Source organism: Ruegeria sp. (genome assembly GCF_040830605.1).
Classification (GTDB): domain Bacteria; phylum Pseudomonadota; class Alphaproteobacteria; order Rhodobacterales; family Rhodobacteraceae; genus Ruegeria.
This window is the reverse complement of record NZ_JBFOMD010000014.1, coordinates 39,423-56,032: the sequence shown is the minus strand read 5'-3', so window position 1 is coordinate 56,032 and position 16,610 is coordinate 39,423. Positions and strand designations below refer to the sequence as shown.

The following is a 16,610-nucleotide window of genomic DNA, read 5'->3' as shown; positions in this document are numbered from 1 at the left end:
AAGACCGCGAACAGGATCACATCCTTCGGATACTGCGTACCTTTGAAAGAAATCATAGACCAACCTTCAACTGGATAATGCCGTTCGCCACAGTGGCGCTAGCATCACGAAGGCCAATGGTCAAAACTTTGCAACAGAGCCGACCCCCGCACGTTCATGTCGTGACAGGCTGATCAGCTCCTCACAAGCGCCTCATACGCTTCGGCAATCTCGCGGGTGATGTCGCCGACCTCGAACCGGTAAGGCCCGATCTCACCCACCGGGGTCACCTCGGCGGCGGTGCCGGTCAGCCAGCACTGCTCGAACCCTTCCATCTCTTCCGGCATGATGTGGCGCTCATGCACCGTGATGCCGCGATCCTTGAGCAGCCCGATCACCGTCTGGCGGGTAAGCCCGTTCAGGAAACAGTCGGGCAGCGGCGTATGCACCTCGCCATCCTTTACGAAAAAGATGTTGGCCCCCGTCGCCTCGGCCACATAGCCGCGATAATCCATGAACAGCGCGTCCGAGCAGCCCTGCGCCGTCGCCTTGTGCTTGGAGATGGTGCAGATCATGTAAAGACCGGCGGCCTTGGCATGCACCGGAATGGTCTCGGGACTGGGCCGTTTCCACTCGGCAATCGCCAGCTTGGCGCCCTGCATCTTGGCGTCGCCATAATACGCCCCCCAACCCCAGACCGCGATCGCCATGCGCACCGGGTTTGCGGCTGACGCCACGCCCATATCCTCACCCGAGCCCCGCCACACGAGGGCGCGCACGTAAGCGTCCTGCAAACCGGAGGCTTTGAGCGTCTCTTCCTTGGCCGCCTCAATCTGATCCACCGTGTAGGGCATCGGCATGTCCAGCGCCTCGGCGGACGCGATCAGACGCTCGGAATGTTCGCGGCTTTTGAAGATCTTGCCGTTATAGGCGCGCTCGCCCTCGAACACGGACGAGGCATAATGCATGGCATGGGTCAGGATATGTACCTGTGCCTCGCGCCACGGGACCAGCTCTCCATCCATCCATATGACACCATCACGATCGTCATAACCCGCCATGCCGCAACCTCCTGAACCGGGCTGATTTTCCAAAAATTGCGCAACTTAGGACCGAAGCGGACACATTGTTGCGCAAAAGCTTCGATTCGATACCTGTTCACTCTTGGAATGTCAACAAGACTGACATAAAGTGGCCGGAAGCAACAAAATGGGGCGCGATAACATGTCCGAAACCCGTACGGCGCAGGCATTTGGCGGAGAAAGCCTGCTGTTTCTGACCGACGAGCAGTTGCGGCAGGGGATCGAGGCAATGTTCTTTGCCTATCGCGGGTTTACCGCCGATCCCGACCGGATTCTGGCGGAACTGGCCTATGGCCGCGCCCATCACCGGGCGATCCATTTCATCAACCGCGCGCCGGGCACCACGGTGAACAATCTGCTGGCCATTCTGGGCGTCACCAAACAGTCTCTGAACCGGGTGCTTCGGACCCTGATCGCCGACGGGCTGGTCGAAAGCCGCGTCGGCACCGTCGACAAGCGCGAGCGGCACCTGTTCCTGACCGAGGCGGGCGCCGCGCTTGAGGCAAAACTGTCCGATGCCCAGCGCGCCCGCATGCGCGCCGCCTATAAGGAGGCCGGGCCCGAGGCGGTGACCGGTTTCCGCAAAGTACTTGAAGCAATGATGGATGCTGATATGCGTCGGGCCTACACCAAACTGCGGGATACCACCTCATGAGCGATCTGGACGCCCACCTGCTGATTGTCGACGATGACGAGCGGATCCGCGATCTGCTCAAGAAATTCCTGATGCGCAACGGCTTTCTGGTGACGGCTGCCCGGGATGCGGCCCATGCGCGGCGGGTGCTGTCGGGTCTGGATTTCGACCTGATCGTGATGGATGTGATGATGCCGGGCGAGGATGGCGTCAGCCTGACGCGCAGTCTGCGCGAAACCCAGGCCACCCCGATCCTGCTGCTGACCGCCCGCGGCGAGACCGAGCACCGGATCGCGGGGCTTGAGGCCGGGGCCGACGATTACCTCGCCAAACCGTTCGAGCCCAAGGAACTGCTGCTCAGGATCAACGCCATCCTGCGGCGGATGCCCGACACCCCGGCGCAGGACACCGCGCCCAAGATCCTGCATCTGGGCCCGATCCGCTACGACATCGAACGCGGCGAGATGTGGCAGGGCGACGACCCGGTGCGCCTGACCGCGACCGAAAGCCAGTTGATGAAGATCTTCTCGGCCCAACCGGGTGAGCCCATCAGCCGCGCCAAGCTGGTCGAGGATCTGGGCCGCGACAAGGGTCAGGCGCAAGAGCGCGCGGTGGACGTGCAGATCACCCGCCTGCGCCGCAAGATCGAACAGGACCCGAAGCAGCCGCGCTATCTGCAGACGGTGCGGGGCGCGGGATATATGCTGGCGCCGGACTGAGCGGCCAACCGTCTCCGATAGCCTCAGCCCAACGTATAAGGGACCCCGATGAAAACAGCCCTGATCACCCATGCCGATTGTCTGGGCCATGTGACCCCAACCGGCCATCCCGAACGGGTGGCGCGGCTGGAACACATCCTGCACGCGCTTGAGCCGCTGGACCTGAACCGGGTGACCGCGCCACTGGCGGCTGAGGATGACATTCTGCGCGTCCATCCGGCCTCGTACCTGAGCGACATCCGCGATGCCCGGCCCGCAGAAGGGTTCACCCAGATCGACGGCGATACCTTCATGTCCCCGGGCTCGGTCGATGCCGCCTTCCGCGCGGCGGGCGCGGTGGTGCGGGCGGTGGACATGGTGATGGGTGGCGAGGCGCCCAACGCCTTCTGTGCCGTGCGTCCTCCGGGACATCATGCCGAGACATCCACCGCCATGGGGTTCTGCCTGTTCGGCAACGCGGCACTGGCGGCAAAACACGCGCTCGATCACCACGGGCTGTCCCGCGTGGCGGTGGTGGATTTCGACGTGCATCACGGCAACGGCACGCAGGACCTGCTGTGGGACGAGCCGCGCGCGCTGGTCATCACCTCGCAACAGATGCCGCTCTGGCCCGGCACGGGCCGCCCGGATGAGACCGGCGCCCATGGCAATGTGCTGAACCTGCCGCTGGCCCCCAACACCGGCGGGGCCGAGATGCGTGCGGCCTGGCGCGATCAGGCCTTCCCCCGCCTGCGCAGTTTCCGCCCCGAGCTGATCGTGATCTCTGCCGGGTTCGACGCCCACGCCGACGATCCGCTGGCCAATCTGAACTGGGAAACCGGGGATTTCGCGTGGATCACGGCCGAGCTCTGCGCGATTGCCCGCGAGGTCTGTGACGGACGTATCGTCTCGACTCTCGAAGGCGGGTATGATCTGAACGCGCTGGCCGCGGCGACGCGCGCGCATGTGCAAGAACTGATGAAGGCTGCCCAATGACCGAGACACCCGTTGATCAGATGACCTTCGAACAGGCGATGAAGGAACTTGAGGCCGTGGTCGGCCAGCTGGAACGCGGCGACGTGGCTTTGGACCAGTCGATCGCGCTCTATGAACGCGGCGCCGCGCTCAAGAAACGCTGCGAGGATGAGCTGAAGCGCGCCGAGGAAAAGGTGGCCGCGATCACGCTGGACGCCAAGGGCGAACCCACCGGGACCCAGCCTGTCGAAGGGCAGTAAATGTTTCGCGAACGACTGGCGCAGGATGCAGCGCGGATTCAGGACCAGTTCGATCTGGTTCTGGGCGCGCTGGACGATCTCGATGTGACCCGGGCCATGGCCTATACCACGCGGGGCGGCAAGCGGTTGCGCGGGTTTCTGGTGCTGGAGGGGGCCCGCCTGCACGACGTGGACAAGGCCCGCGCGATCTGGCCCGCAACCGCGATCGAAGCCCTGCACGCCTATTCGCTGGTTCATGACGACCTGCCCTGCATGGACGATGACGATCTGCGCCGGGGCAAACCCACGGTGCATGTGAAATGGGACGAAGGCACCGCCGTTCTGGCCGGTGACGCCTTACATACGCTGGCCTTTGAGCTGTGCGCCCGGCCCGAGACCGGCCCGGCGGAAGTGCGTGCCGATCTGGCACTGACACTGGCACAGGCCAGCGGCGCGCAGGGCATGGTGCTGGGGCAGGCGCTGGACATCGCCGCTGAATCCGCACCCGCACCCCTGACGCTTGAAGAAATCACCCGGTTGCAGGCGGGCAAGACCGGCGCGCTGATCGAATGGTCGGCCTGCGCTGGCGCCCGGCTGGCTGGGGCAGATCCTGAACAGTTGCGCCAATATGCCCGCGCGCTGGGGCTTGCTTTCCAGATCGCCGATGACATCTTGGATGTCGAGGGTGACGCCGAAAAGGCCGGAAAACGCCTGCAAAAGGACGCCGAGGCGGGCAAGGCCACCTTTGTTTCGCTTCTGGGTCTGGACGCGGCACGGGCCCGCGCGGCAGAGTTGGTGGATCAGGCCTGCGCGGCGCTTGACGGATACGGACCGCGCGCGGAAACCTTGAAGGAGGCCGCCCGCTTCGTTATTGCCCGCGACAGCTAGCCGTAAGGGACGCGCCGAAAACATGACGTCTGACCGCCCGAATACCCCCCTGCTGGACCTTGTGAACCGCCCTGCGGACCTCAAGCAGTTCTCGGATGCCCAACTGACCCAGTTGGCAAGCGAGCTGCGCGCGGAAACCGTCTCGGCGGTCTCGGTCACCGGCGGTCATCTGGGCGCGGGTCTGGGCGTGGTGGAACTGACCGTGGCGCTGCACGCGGTATTCGACACCCCGCGCGACAAGATCGTCTGGGACGTCGGCCACCAATGCTACCCCCACAAGATCCTCACCGAACGCCGCGACCGCATCCGCACCCTGCGGATGAAGGACGGTCTCAGCGGCTTCACTAAGCGCAGCGAAAGCCCCTATGACCCGTTCGGCGCCGCCCACAGCTCGACCTCGATCAGCGCCGCCCTCGGTTTCGCCGTCGCCCGCGATCTGGGCGGCGTGACGCCCGAAGGGCTGGGCGACGCCATTGCCGTGATCGGCGACGGCTCGATGTCCGCCGGCATGGCCTTCGAGGCGATGAACAACGCCGGCCACCTCAAAAAGCGCCTGATCGTCATCCTCAACGACAACGAGATGAGCATCGCCCCACCGGTCGGCGCGCTGTCCAACTACCTCTCGCGCCTCTACGCCGAAGAACCGTTTCAGGAGCTGAAGGCCGCCGCCAAAGGCGCCGTCTCGCTGCTGCCCGAACCCTTCCGCGAAGGCGCCAAACGCGCCAAGGAGATGCTCAAGGGCATGGCCGTCGGCGGCACCCTGTTCGAAGAGCTTGGCTTCTCCTATCTCGGCCCCATCGACGGGCACGACATGGACCAGCTCCTGCCCGTGCTGCGCACCGTCAAGGCCCGCGCCACCGGTCCGATCCTGATCCATGCACTGACCAAGAAGGGCAAGGGATACGCCCCCGCCGAAGCCGCCCGCGACCGCGGCCACGCCACCGCCAAATTCGACGTGGTGACGGGTGAGCAGAAAAAGGCGCCCTCGAACGCGCCCTCCTACACCTCGGTCTTCGGCAAGACATTGGTGGCCGAAGCCGCCCGCGACGACAAGATCGTCGCCGTCACCGCCGCGATGCCGGACGGCACCGGGCTGAACCTCTTTGCCGAGCGCTACCCGTCGCGCTGCTTCGACGTGGGCATCGCCGAACAGCACGGCGTCACCTTCTCGGCCGCGCTCGCCGCCGGCGGGCTGAAACCCTTCTGCGCGATGTACTCCACCTTCCTGCAGCGCGGCTACGATCAGGTCGTGCACGACGTGGCGATCCAGCGCCTGCCCGTGCGCTTCGCCATCGACCGCGCCGGACTGGTGGGCGCGGACGGCGCCACCCACGCGGGCTCGTTCGACATCGCCTATCTCGCCAACCTGCCCGGCATGGTGGTCATGGCCGCCGCCGACGAGGCCGAGCTGATGCACATGATCGCCACCGCCGCCGCCCATGACGACGGCCCCATCGCCTTCCGCTACCCGCGCGGCGAAGGCGTGGGCGTGGACCTGCCCGAACGCGGCGAAGTGCTGGAAATCGGCAAGGGCCGCGTGATCCAGCAAGGCGCCCGCGTGGCCCTCCTGTCCTTCGGCACCCGCCTGGCCGAGGTGCAAAACGCCGCCGAGGCGCTCACCGCCAAGGGCATCACCCCCACCATCGCCGACGCCCGCTTCGCCAAACCGCTGGACCGAGACCTGATCCTGCGGCTGGCCTCTGAACACGAGGCGCTGATCACCATCGAAGAGGGCGCCATCGGCGGCTTCGGCAGCCACGTGGCGCAACTGCTGGCGGACGAGGGCGTCTTCGACCACGGCCTGAAATACCGCTCGATGGTCCTGCCCGACATCTTCATCGACCAGGCCAGCCCGGCGGACATGTATGCCGTGGCGGGCATGAACGCCGAACAGATCGAAGCCAAGGTGCTAGAGGTCCTGGGCGTCGCGCAGATTGGCGAAAAGCGGGCTTGAGGTTTTGGGGCTTGGTTTGAAAGCAACCTTGCTACCCTTGGTGCCGCCGCAGCTTTAATAGGGCTATTCGGCGACTATGGCGCAGAGAGCGAGTGTCATAACTACACGGATTGGCACAGGGCAAGGTTTCTACAGCTCAAGTGTTGCGTGATGACACTCCCTGAAGTTGTGTTTTGCTTGCCTTTGACGTCGAAGGGCGGCATACCGCCGAGTAATACCTGCGCACAGCAAGGTAGAGAGGCGAAGTATTAACCCTCCAACGCGACACAATTGAGGCACTGTATTAATGAATCTTCAGGAACTTCATAAATCCATTATTCTTTTGACCAACCGCGCAGAGCGAATCGAAGGCAGTGTGATTTCGCAAAGCTTTGTGGACTCTCAACCGCTTACCATTATGCTTGCATCTCCAAACAATCAAATTATTTATGGTCGAAGAGGAACTGGAAAAACACATGCCATGCGCTATCTTGCCGCTGAAAAGGTAGCTGAAGGTGACCATGTAGCTTTTCTTGATTTTGGAGACTTGGGGTCTAATGGAAGTATTTATTCTGATCCCCAAAAAGCGCTATCTTTCCGCGCAACGCGTTTAATGCAAGATATTCTTGCATCGGTTCACGATTCTTTTCTAGAGATTATTTATGAAGATATCGAGAGCTTCAAAGATCCAGCTGGGTTATCGGATGCGCTGGATGCCTTTGCAGCATCTTGTACTGAAACCCGCGTGCTTGGAACAACTACGCAAACCCAAATTGAAACAAACGACGAGAAATCAGAACAGAAAAGTGGGATCGCTGTCTCCTTAAAGTCTGCACTTAGCCTGTCTGGTGAAACTTCCACGTCCAAAACCAGAGGCTCCGGCACCAAGGACACATACGAGACGGTTGGTGAAATACAGCCGCACCTTGAGTTTGGCGCGCTCCAAGCCTCCCTTAAAAAGCTCCTCCAAAAGATGGAAGGGCGTCGTGTTTGGTTGTTGTTAGACGAGTGGAGTGTTATCCCGCTGGATCTTCAGCCTTATGTAGCAGATATGTTGAGGAGGTGTGTTTTTCCTATCAACGATCTGACAGTGAAAATCGCAGCAATTGAGCATCGAACGAACTTCAAGATTTCTACGTTCGGCGGCCAATATGTTGGCCTTGAGTTAGGTGCAGACGTAGCCGCCGATATTGACCTCGATGACTTCATGGTTTTCGATAACGACAGCAATCGAAGTAAGCGCTTTTTTGAACAGCTAATTTACAACCACTTGAGTGCACTAGAGCCTGAGACATTCAGAGAATTTGCGACAGCTACTTCGCTGAGGTCAGCTCTTTTCAATCAAAACCCCACCTTTGAAGAATTTGTTCGCGCGTCCGAGGGCGTTCCGAGGGATGCCTTGCACTTACTTGCAGCCGCCGCAAAAAATGGTTTTGGGCAGGTTTTTACAATTCCAATCGTAAGAAAGAGCGCTGAAACTTGGTACACGCGCGACAAACTCTCGACCATCTCCGAGGCCAATCAAATTGTCGAGTTCTTGCAGAGAGTTATTGAGGAGGTTATTGGGCACCGAAAAGCTAGAGCATTCCTCTTTAGATCTGACGCCAAAAGAACTGAGATCGAAGAGTTGTTCGATGCTAGGCTTCTCCACATCCTAAAGAAGAATATTTCGTCTCACGACAAGCCTGGGGTTAGATACAACGCATACAAACTAGACTACGGATGTTATGTTAACCTAATGAATACTGCGACGGCTACAAAGGGGATGCTCAATGCCGAGGGTGACGCCTATGTTGAGGTTCCTCCAGACGATTGGAGATCTATTCGAAATGCAATCTTGGAAGATCAGTTCTAGGAGCGGATGTGCATCCTACTAAGCAGTACAGTTTCCTTGCCGGTCGCAATTGCTAAGCGTCGGAAGCGATGCCTCTTTGAGACCGCCTTCAGTCGAAACACAGACACGTAGCAGTTATTCGGCTCATTGTTTTCCAGCGGGAGTACTGCAAGTTACAGTAATGGCAAGCTTCCACCACCCAATCCACAAGGCTGTCTGGTGGCATGCCCATAATAGGATCTTGTTGGTGCAGGCGCTGAGCGAAGGAGCGGTCTAGCAGCGGCAACGGGCTCGGAGCGAGCCATTGACGTCTTTCGTCTGGTGACTACCCCGAAACGTCAGTCAGCGTTCCACGCCCGCCGAGCGTGGTGAGGGTTGGCAAAAAGTACCCGAAGTTCAGCCCATCTGAACGTGTACAAAGCGGCACATACCCCTCTGGCACCCTGTACAAACCGGACAATTCGCCCTGAGCCGGGGCAAGAGGCTCCCGTTCGGTCCCCCGGGTTTCACGCGGTCAGATTTGATCCACCAGAGCCTCCAGCCCCACCCGATAGTTCGGATAGATCAGCTCGACCCCCAGTTCCTCCTTGATCCGGTCATTCCGCACCCGCTTGTTTTCATTATAAAAACTGCGCGCCATCGGAGTCATGTCGGCCTCCTCGAACGGCACCGCAGGCGGCAGCGGCAGCCCCTGCAACTCGGCCGCATACCCGATCACATCCTGCGGCGGCACCGGCTCGTCATCACAAACATTATAAATCGTCCCCGCATCAGGCCGCGCCATCGACGCCGCCAGAACCTGCGCGATATCATCCACGTGAATGCGGCTAAACACCTGACCTGGCTTGATAATTCTCCGCAACCCACCGCGGCGCAGCTTCGAAAACGGCCCCCGCCCCGGCCCATAAATCCCAGCCAAACGAAAGATATGCAGCGGCAATCCATCAACAGCAGCCCACTGCTCCTCCGCCTTCACCCGCCAGCGCCCCCGCTCGGCCGTCGGCGCCGGAGGCGTCGTCTCATCCACCCAGCCACCCTGATGATCCCCGTAAACAGCGGTGGTCGAAAGATACCCCACCCACTCAAACTGCCCCACCCGCGCGGCAATCTCCCCGCCCAGCGCTGCCAGAACCGGATCGCCCGCCGTACTCGGCGCGGTCGAGATCAGCACATGGCTCACCCCATCCAGCGATGGCTCCTCACCCGGCCAGACCACCGGCTCGGCACCCGACACGCGAATGTCCTCCACCTGCTCGGGATTGCGCGTGGTACCGATGATCCGCCAGCCCTGCGGCGCCAGCAGCTGCGACAGCGCGCGGGCGGAATAGCCATGTCCAAACGATAGAAGCGTGCCTGTCATGCCTCTTTGATGGGCCGCCCCGCGAGTGGATGCAAGCGCCCGATGGACGCACTTGATTCGAATCCCCCCTTCGGCCTTTGATGAAAACATGAGCGACAAGACACCCGACCTGCGCACGGCCTATTCGCTGGAAAGCCGCGAGGACCACAAACGGCTCTATGCCGAGTGGGCCGGGGATTATGATGAGAGCTTTGCCGCGCGCGAGGACTACCAGTTGCACATCCACATCGCCCGCGCTTTTGTCGGCGCCGGGGGGCAGGGCCCTGTACTGGACGTGGGCGCGGGGACCGGCCTCTGCGGCGCGGTGCTGGCGGGTCTGGGTGTCGGCCCCATCGACGCCACCGATATCAGCGCCGAAATGCTGGATCAGGCCATGCGCAAGGACATCTACCGCGACGCCATCGAGGCCGACCTGAACGAGGGCATCCCGGTCCCGCGCGAAAGCTATTCCGGCATTGTCTCATCCGGCACCTTTACCCATGGCCATGTCGGCCCCGAGGCGCTGCCCGCCCTGCTCCGCGTCGCCCGCCACGGCGCCCAATTCGCGCTGTCGATCAACACCAAGCATTTCGAGGCCAAGGGCTTTGCCAACGCCCTCCGTACCCTCGAACAGGGCCAGATCGAGAACCTCAAATTACCCCAGGTCCGCATCTACGGCGACCTCGCCGCCGGAGACAACAAGGACGACACCGCCTTCATCGCCCTCTTCGAGAAGTCCTGAGCGAAACCCAGCCCCTTCTTCTGTTCAAAAATATCCCGGGGGAGTCGCAGCCTGCTGCGACGGGGGCAGAGCCCCCTAGCACCCCTTCCAAACCGGGTCCCGCTTTTCGGCAAACGCGCGCGCACCTTCCAGATTGTCCTCAGAGCCATAAAGAACATCCACCGTCTGCAACTGACGCCGGGTGATCCGGTTCATCGCGTCCTGAAACTTGGCATCTTCCGCCTCGCGCACGATCTCCTTGATGGCGGCATAGACCAGCGGCGGCCCGCTCGCCAGAAGGCGCGCCAGTTCCCGGGCCCGGTCCAACAACTCATCTACGGCGACGATTTCGTTGACCAGCCCCCAGTGATGCGCCTCTTTCGCGTCGAACCAGCGGCCTGTCAGCAGCAGCTCCATCGCGATGTGATAGGGGATGCGTTTGGGTAGCTTGACGCTGGCCGCATCCGCCACGGTGCCGGACCGGATCTCGGGCAGCGCAAATGTCGCGTGATCGGCGGCCAGTATCATGTCCGCGCTCAGCGCCAGCTCCAGCCCGCCGCCACAAGCAATCCCGTTCACCGCAGCAATGACCGGCTTGTTCATATCCCGCAGCTCCTGCAGACCACCGAAACCGCCAACGCCATAATCACCGTCAACGGCATCGCCGTCTGCCGCCGCCTTGAGGTCCCAGCCGGGGCAAAAGAATTTCTCACCGCCCCCGGTCAGAATCGCCACCCGCAGCTCGGGATCGTCCCGGAACTCGCGGAACACCTCGCCCATGATCCGACTGGTGGCCAGATCGATTGCGTTGGCCTTGGGCCGGTCCAGCGTAACCTCCAGAATGGCGCCATCGCGCTTGGTCTTCACAGGGTTCATGAGCTTGCCTTTCGGATCAGGGCATCCACCGCAACCGCCCCGTCGGCAGTGCAGATGAGAGGATTGATTTCAACTTCACTGACGCTGGCCGCATTGGCAACCACATAGGCCTGCACCGCCTCGACGGCGTCCAACAGCGCCTCCATGTCGGCCCCGGGTTTGCCGCGATACCCGGCGAGCAGGGGGGCACAGGCCAGCCGCTCGAACGCGGCGCGTATGGCTGTGCGATCCGACGGCACCAGCAGTGAGACCGTATCGCCCAGTATTTCGGTCATCACCCCGCCTGCCCCCAGCGTCAGCACAAACCCGTGCGCCGGATCACGTGTGACCCCGACCAGTAACTCGGCCACCGTGCCTGTGGTCATTTCCTCGACCAGCACCATGGCGGTGCCGACATCTCTGGCGGCCTCGCAGATATCCTCGGAACCGATGCCCAGCCGCACCGCGCCATGCTCGGATTTATGGGCCAGGCCGATCCCCTTGACCGCAAACGGCCCCGTCAGGTGCGACGCGGCCTCGACCGCCTGACAGGCCCGCACCACGCAGCTGGGCGGCACGGTCAGACCGTATTCCGCCAGCGCCGCTTTGGCCTCGGCCTCGGTCAGGGTCACATCGGCTTCGCTCTGCCCCGGCAGCAATACCGGCGCCGATTGGACAGTCAAAGGCCGGGCTGCGGCCTCGACCGCCGCCAGGGCCTCGTTGAGCCCCGCAAAGGGCACAACACCGCCCGCCATCAATTCCTGGGCCACATCCTCGGGCATCAGCTCGGGCAACGATGCCGCCACAGCGAAGGGCCGCCCGGTCTGTTGCACCACGCTCCGCGCGGCTTGCGTCGCGCAGGCCCAGTCGGCGGCATCCGTATGCGGGTAGTCGACAATCGACAGGGTCATGCCGATCTCCGACCCCGTTATCCCGGCCCAGGCCTGCGCCATCGCCGGCGCATCGCGCCATATGTAGGTGTGGTAATCCAGCGGATTGGCCAGCGCCACCATCGGACCCAGGGCCGCGCCCAGCGCATCCCGCTGCGCCTGCGTCAGCGGCGGGAACTCCAGATCCCGTCCCACCGCCATATCCGCGATCAGGCTCGCCTCACCACCCGAACAGCTGATCGAGGCGATGCGGTTGCTCTCCAGCCGCCCGGTCACGTGCAACAGCTTCAGGGTCTCAAGAAACCCCGGCACATCCTCCAGCCGCGCAACCCCCAGCCGGTCCAGAAACGCCTGTGCTCCTGCGTCATCCCCGGCCAGCGAGGCCGTGTGCGACACCGTCGCCGCCCGCGCCTGCGCAGAGCGCCCGGCCTTGAGTGCCACAATCGGCACATCACGCTCCCGCGCCTTGGCCGCCAGCGCCTCCCACTGGCGCAGATCCCCAAAGCCCTCGATGTGAACGCCAATCGCGGTGATGCGCGGATCGTCCAGTAGGGCCATGGCGATCTCGGCCTGATGGGTCTGGGCCTGATTGCCACAGGTCACCATCACCGCCAGCGGCAGGGCGCGGCGCTGCATGGTCATGTTGATGGCGATGTTCGAACTTTGGGTCAGAATGGCCACGCCCCGCTCAACCGGCCGCATCCCATGCTGATCCGGCCAGACCGCCACCCGGTCGAGCGCGTTGACAAAGCCATAGCAATTCGGCCCGAGGATCGGCATGTCGCCCGCAGCCTCGATCAGTTGAGCCTGCAGATCGGCAGCGCGGGCATCCTCGGCCAAAGCCTCGATAAAGCCCGAGGCGAAACAGACCGCGCCGCCTGCGCCCATCCGCGCCAACTCGGCAACCGCCTCGATCGTCGCGCGCCGATTGATCCCGACAAAGGCCACGTCCGGAGCGCCCGGCAGCTCCCCCAGCACGGCACAAGCCTGCTCCCCCGCAACCTCTGCGGCTTTTGGGTGCACCGGCCAGATCACGCCCTCAAATCCCAGCTTCCGCGCCTGCCGGATCACCTCGGCACACCACGCACCGCCGCCGATCACCGCCAGCGACCGGGGGCGCAGCACACGGCTCAGATCATGCATGAATGCCCCCGCTTCTTCTTGCGAAAAATACGCCCGCCGGAGGCATCGCGCGCCAACGCGATAAAATCCCCATCCTCACGCCCCCAACACGCGCAGCAGGTCGCGGCTGATGATGTGGCGCTGAATTTCCGAGGTGCCGTCCCAGATCCGTTCGACCCGGGCATCGCGCCAGAACCGTTCCAACGGATAGTCGTCCATCAGCCCCATCCCGCCATGGATCTGGATCGCCGCATCGGTTACCCGCGCCAGCATCTCCGAAGCGTAGAGCTTGGCCGATGCGATCTCGCGATTGGCGGGCAGCCCCTTGTCCAGCCGGTCGGCGGCAGCAAGGGTCAGCAGGTCGGCGGCGTCGATCTCGGTGATCATGTCGGCGATCTGGAACGACACGCCTTGGAACTTGCCGATCTTCTGCCCGAACTGCTCGCGGGTTGCGGCGTAGTCCAGCGCATAGTCGAAGGCCCGTCGCGCCCGGCCCACGGACATGGCGGCAACCGTGATGCGGGTGGCATAGAGCCAAGTGTTCATCACCTCGAACCCGCCATCGACCTCGCCCAGAACCTGCGCAGACGGCAGACGGCAGTCGTCGAACTCTAGCACCATGTTCTTGTAACCACGGTGGCTGACCGACTTATATCCGTCGCGAATGGTGAAGCCGGGCGTGCCGCGGTCCACCAAAAACGCGGTGATCCGCTTTTTCGGCCCTTTCGGCGTCTGATCCTCACCGGTGGCGATGAACACAATGATGAAATCCGCGTGCTCGGCGCCCGAGATGAAATGTTTGGTCCCGTTGACCACCCAGTCGCCGCCATCGCGCACCGCCGAGCATTTCATGCCGCGCACATCCGATCCGGCGCCGGGTTCCGTCATCGCCAGCGCGTCCATCCGCTCGCCCCGCACGGCGGGCATCAGATAGCGTTCGACCTGCTCGCCCTCACAGGCCATCAGGATGTTCTGCGGGCGGCCAAAGAAGTGGTTCAGCGCCATCGACCCGCGCCCCAGCTCGCGCTCGACCAGCGCAAACTCCACATGGTTCAGCCCGGCACAGCCCACGCTTTCAGGAAAGTTGCAGGCGTAAAAGCCCAGCTCGAGCGTCTTGCGCTTGATCTCGTTCGCGATCTCCTGCGGCACTTCACCGGTGCGTTCCACCAGCTCTTCATGCGGGTAGATCTCGTTCTCGACAAAGCTGCGGACGGTCGAGACGATCATTTCCTGTTCATCGGTCAGGCCATATTGCATCAGTGCACTCCGGGAATGAGGTTGCACCCATCCTGCCCGGGGCTTGCGCGGCTGATCATGCGAAAGTAGACGTTCATCATGCAGGATTGGTCAAAAACTCCCTCTGCAACGCAGCATATCGGCGTGCTGCTGTTTGACGGCTTTTCGAACCATTGCCTGGCCAACACGGTCGAGCCCCTGCGCGCCGCCAACACCCTGTCCGGGCGGGCCTTGTATGACTGGCGGTTTCTCGCGCTGGACCCCGGTCCGGTCACCTCATCCTCTGGCCTGCAGGTCTCGCCGCACGACATACTCGCCCAGTCAGCGGGGGACATGCTGGTGGTGATGCCATCCTACGGATTTCTCGGCCATGTCGGCTGGCGCACGCAGGCGGCGCTGCGGTCGGCAGCGGGGCGGTTCAATGTGCTGGCCGGGATGGATACAGGCAGCTGGCTTCTGGCCGAGGCGGGGCTACTGGACCGGCATCGCGCCACCATCCATTGGGAAGAACTGACGGGCTTTGCCGAACGCTTCCCCGAGATCGAGGCCTGTCGCGAGCGCTTTGTCATCGATGGCAACCGCATCACCTGTTCCGGGGCGATGGCAGCCTTCGATCTGGTGATGCATCTGATTGGGCGGGATCAGGGGCAGGCGTTGGCGCTGGAGGTGGCGCAGCTGTTCATGACCCGCGACTCGGCGCGGTCGCATATGGGCGGGGCTGGGTCGGCCAGCGGCTATGTCAACCGAGCGCTGGCGGTGATGCAGGAAAACCTCGAGGCCCCTCTGCCGATCCCCGAGATCGCCCGTCGCGTGGGCAGGACGCAAAAGGTGCTCGAGGCCCGGATGCGGGCCGATTTGGGTGCGAGTCCAGCACAGGTCTATCGCCGCCTGCGTCTGAATCTGGCGCGCAAGCTGGTGGCCGAAACCGACCTGCCGGTGGCCGAGATCGCCTTGCGCGCAGGTTATGACGATCCCAGCGCAATGACCCGCGCGTTCCGGGCGGAATTCGGGCAATCGCCGCGCGCCATGCGGTCGGCAAATGCCTGAATTGCCCGGAGTAGAGTACCTGTGCTGAACTTTTCTATGGCCGCCGCCATTGAGGTGTCAGGCGGCAGCCTGAAGATGCTGGAAATCAACCGAACATCCGCTTCTTGCGCGCCCGCGTCTCGGCAGTCGCCTCGGGCGAGCCGTCGTGGAACGTGCCGAACCAGCGGTCCCACGGCATCTCCTGATTGCCGTAATTACACTCGTAATACCGGTGGTGCAGCTGGTGATAGAAGGTGCCCAGCGCCAGCCGCCGCTTGTCCTTGATCAGCAGATCCTCATACCCGGTATGGGTCATTGCTGCCCCCGGCCCCTGAAACACGATGTGGAAATAGAGGTGGATCGGATGCGATGCGACGATCCAGTGGATGCAGAGCGTGGTCAGGTAGATGAAATGCTCGACCGGGTGCATCGAGAACCCGGACCAGGGGCCGATATTCACGTTGCGATGGTGCAGCGAATGCACGCGCTTGTAGAGGAACGGCTGATGCAGCAGCCGGTGTACCCAGTAGAAATGGAACGCGGACCACATCGGGATGACCACCAGCCAGGCCAGGAACCAGACCGGGTTTTCGGCGAATGTGATCACCGGCGCATAGCCATTGGCCATCAGCCACATGGTCACGACCTGAAACCCGGTCAGTTGCAGCACGCCCGAGCCCAGCGACCAGAACATGTTGTCATAGACCTGATCGCTGAAATTCCACAGCTTGTTGTTCTTGCCCTGATCCCGGCGCTCGAATTTCAGCTTTCTGCCCTGACCCTTGCGCATGTAGAAATACCAGTGCAGGCCACCGGCCACGGCAAAGATCATCACGAAATTCACCACCCAGATCTGGAAGATCCAACCAAAGGCAAGGCTTTGGGCCGTCTCCAGCGACGGATAGAAGAAATACCACAGCGCCACGGCCATGATCAGCATCAGCACCCGCTCGCTGAGCGTCAGCCAGTTCTTCGCCAGCCACTTGGCCAGAAACGCCGGATCGGGCGGCCAGCGAAAGATCGACGGGTTTTCCAGAGGCAACCCGGGGTGATAGTTCCACTCCCGGCTCATATCCTCCATCTGGTCGCCCTGTACCGGCTGGACGGGCTGATCGAGGGACGATGTTGCGTCGGTCATTTTGGCATCTCCTCTTTGGCC

At 62.4% G+C, this 16,610-nt stretch carries 15 protein-coding genes; 9 read left to right on the top strand and 6 right to left on the bottom strand.

The window, feature by feature from the left end; genetic code table 11:
- Positions 1–173 precede the first annotated feature (173 nt).
- The gene (locus tag AB3N21_RS19090) at positions 174–1,040 is read right to left on the bottom strand and encodes a branched-chain amino acid aminotransferase (RefSeq protein ID WP_367936705.1); all 867 of its coding nucleotides are present in this window, start codon (positions 1,038–1,040) and stop codon (positions 174–176) included.
- A gap of 163 nt (positions 1,041–1,203) precedes the next feature.
- On the opposite strand from AB3N21_RS19090, the gene AB3N21_RS19085 reads away from it, so the two are divergent.
- The 7 genes from AB3N21_RS19085 (at position 1,204) to AB3N21_RS19055 (ending at position 8,283) form a co-directional block, all read left to right on the top strand.
- Positions 1,204–1,716, top strand: a complete 513-nt coding sequence (locus tag AB3N21_RS19085; protein WP_367936704.1) for a MarR family winged helix-turn-helix transcriptional regulator — start codon at positions 1,204–1,206, stop codon at positions 1,714–1,716.
- Positions 1,713–2,414, top strand: a complete 702-nt coding sequence (locus tag AB3N21_RS19080; RefSeq protein WP_171177773.1) for a response regulator — start codon at positions 1,713–1,715, stop codon at positions 2,412–2,414. Before AB3N21_RS19085 ends, AB3N21_RS19080 begins: the two co-directional genes overlap by 4 nt.
- Before the next feature lie 48 nt (positions 2,415–2,462).
- On the top strand, positions 2,463–3,389 hold the full coding sequence (locus tag AB3N21_RS19075) for a histone deacetylase family protein (RefSeq protein ID WP_367936703.1): 927 nt from the start codon (positions 2,463–2,465) through the stop codon (positions 3,387–3,389).
- Positions 3,386–3,628 carry an exodeoxyribonuclease VII small subunit gene (locus tag AB3N21_RS19070; RefSeq protein WP_171177775.1) on the top strand — a complete coding sequence of 81 codons (243 nt, stop codon included), beginning with the start codon at positions 3,386–3,388 and terminating at the stop codon, positions 3,626–3,628. The genes AB3N21_RS19075 and AB3N21_RS19070 overlap by 4 nt, the downstream gene beginning before the upstream one ends.
- The gene (locus AB3N21_RS19065) at positions 3,629–4,495 is read left to right on the top strand and encodes a polyprenyl synthetase family protein (protein WP_367936702.1); all 867 of its coding nucleotides are present in this window, start codon (positions 3,629–3,631) and stop codon (positions 4,493–4,495) included.
- Between the two features lie 22 nt (positions 4,496–4,517).
- Positions 4,518–6,449 (top strand): 1-deoxy-D-xylulose-5-phosphate synthase, encoded by a 1,932-nt coding sequence (gene dxs / locus AB3N21_RS19060; protein ID WP_367936701.1) that lies wholly within the window; start codon positions 4,518–4,520, stop codon positions 6,447–6,449.
- 286 nt (positions 6,450–6,735) lie between these two features.
- Positions 6,736–8,283, top strand: a complete 1,548-nt coding sequence (locus AB3N21_RS19055; protein ID WP_367936700.1) for a hypothetical protein — start codon at positions 6,736–6,738, stop codon at positions 8,281–8,283.
- A gap of 493 nt (positions 8,284–8,776) precedes the next feature.
- Here the strand turns inward: AB3N21_RS19055 and AB3N21_RS19050 are convergent, their stop codons facing one another.
- On the bottom strand, positions 8,777–9,622 hold the full coding sequence (locus AB3N21_RS19050) for an SDR family oxidoreductase (protein ID WP_367936699.1): 846 nt from the start codon (positions 9,620–9,622) through the stop codon (positions 8,777–8,779).
- An 88-nt stretch (positions 9,623–9,710) separates the two neighbouring features.
- Here AB3N21_RS19050 and AB3N21_RS19045 point away from each other — a divergent pair, with 88 nt between their 5' ends.
- Complete coding sequence (locus AB3N21_RS19045; protein WP_367936698.1) at positions 9,711–10,343, top strand: class I SAM-dependent methyltransferase; 633 nt, start codon at positions 9,711–9,713, stop codon at positions 10,341–10,343.
- Positions 10,344–10,418: 75 nt separating this feature from the next.
- Here the strand turns inward: AB3N21_RS19045 and AB3N21_RS19040 are convergent, their stop codons facing one another.
- The 3 genes from AB3N21_RS19040 to AB3N21_RS19030 form a co-directional block, all read right to left on the bottom strand.
- Positions 10,419–11,198, bottom strand: a complete 780-nt coding sequence (locus AB3N21_RS19040) for a carnitinyl-CoA dehydratase (protein WP_367936697.1) — start codon at positions 11,196–11,198, stop codon at positions 10,419–10,421.
- Complete coding sequence (locus tag AB3N21_RS19035; RefSeq protein ID WP_367936696.1) at positions 11,195–13,210, bottom strand: acetate--CoA ligase family protein; 2,016 nt, start codon at positions 13,208–13,210, stop codon at positions 11,195–11,197. The genes AB3N21_RS19040 and AB3N21_RS19035 overlap by 4 nt, the downstream gene beginning before the upstream one ends.
- Before the next feature lie 75 nt (positions 13,211–13,285).
- The gene (locus AB3N21_RS19030; protein ID WP_367936695.1) at positions 13,286–14,446 is read right to left on the bottom strand and encodes an acyl-CoA dehydrogenase family protein; all 1,161 of its coding nucleotides are present in this window, start codon (positions 14,444–14,446) and stop codon (positions 13,286–13,288) included.
- A 78-nt stretch (positions 14,447–14,524) separates the two neighbouring features.
- On the opposite strand from AB3N21_RS19030, the gene AB3N21_RS19025 reads away from it, so the two are divergent.
- Complete coding sequence (locus AB3N21_RS19025) at positions 14,525–15,472, top strand: GlxA family transcriptional regulator (RefSeq protein WP_367936694.1); 948 nt, start codon at positions 14,525–14,527, stop codon at positions 15,470–15,472.
- Between the two features lie 85 nt (positions 15,473–15,557).
- On the opposite strand, the gene AB3N21_RS19020 is transcribed toward AB3N21_RS19025, so the two are convergent.
- Positions 15,558–16,589 carry a sterol desaturase family protein gene (locus tag AB3N21_RS19020; protein ID WP_367936693.1) on the bottom strand — a complete coding sequence of 344 codons (1,032 nt, stop codon included), beginning with the start codon at positions 16,587–16,589 and terminating at the stop codon, positions 15,558–15,560.
- Positions 16,590–16,610 lie beyond the last annotated feature (21 nt).

What these genes read in the sequence shown, in the direction of transcription:
- AB3N21_RS19065 (WP_367936702.1), top strand. Translation starts at nt 3,629, where the DNA reads ATGTTTCGCGAACGACTGGCGCAGGATGCAGCGCGGATTCAGGACCAG.
- AB3N21_RS19070 (WP_171177775.1), top strand. Translation starts at nt 3,386, where the DNA reads ATGACCGAGACACCCGTTGATCAGATGACCTTCGAACAGGCGATGAAG.
- AB3N21_RS19090 (WP_367936705.1), bottom strand. Translation starts at nt 1,040, where the DNA reads ATGGCGGGTTATGACGATCGTGATGGTGTCATATGGATGGATGGAGAG.
- AB3N21_RS19055 (WP_367936700.1), top strand. Translation starts at nt 6,736, where the DNA reads ATGAATCTTCAGGAACTTCATAAATCCATTATTCTTTTGACCAACCGC.
- AB3N21_RS19040 (WP_367936697.1), bottom strand. Translation starts at nt 11,198, where the DNA reads ATGAACCCTGTGAAGACCAAGCGCGATGGCGCCATTCTGGAGGTTACG.
- AB3N21_RS19030 (WP_367936695.1), bottom strand. Translation starts at nt 14,446, where the DNA reads ATGCAATATGGCCTGACCGATGAACAGGAAATGATCGTCTCGACCGTC.
- AB3N21_RS19045 (WP_367936698.1), top strand. Translation starts at nt 9,711, where the DNA reads ATGAGCGACAAGACACCCGACCTGCGCACGGCCTATTCGCTGGAAAGC.
- dxs (WP_367936701.1), top strand. Translation starts at nt 4,518, where the DNA reads ATGACGTCTGACCGCCCGAATACCCCCCTGCTGGACCTTGTGAACCGC.
- AB3N21_RS19035 (WP_367936696.1), bottom strand. Translation starts at nt 13,210, where the DNA reads ATGCATGATCTGAGCCGTGTGCTGCGCCCCCGGTCGCTGGCGGTGATC.
- AB3N21_RS19085 (WP_367936704.1), top strand. Translation starts at nt 1,204, where the DNA reads ATGTCCGAAACCCGTACGGCGCAGGCATTTGGCGGAGAAAGCCTGCTG.
- AB3N21_RS19025 (WP_367936694.1), top strand. Translation starts at nt 14,525, where the DNA reads ATGCAGGATTGGTCAAAAACTCCCTCTGCAACGCAGCATATCGGCGTG.
- AB3N21_RS19075 (WP_367936703.1), top strand. Translation starts at nt 2,463, where the DNA reads ATGAAAACAGCCCTGATCACCCATGCCGATTGTCTGGGCCATGTGACC.
- AB3N21_RS19020 (WP_367936693.1), bottom strand. Translation starts at nt 16,589, where the DNA reads ATGACCGACGCAACATCGTCCCTCGATCAGCCCGTCCAGCCGGTACAG.
- AB3N21_RS19050 (WP_367936699.1), bottom strand. Translation starts at nt 9,622, where the DNA reads ATGACAGGCACGCTTCTATCGTTTGGACATGGCTATTCCGCCCGCGCG.
- AB3N21_RS19080 (WP_171177773.1), top strand. Translation starts at nt 1,713, where the DNA reads ATGAGCGATCTGGACGCCCACCTGCTGATTGTCGACGATGACGAGCGG.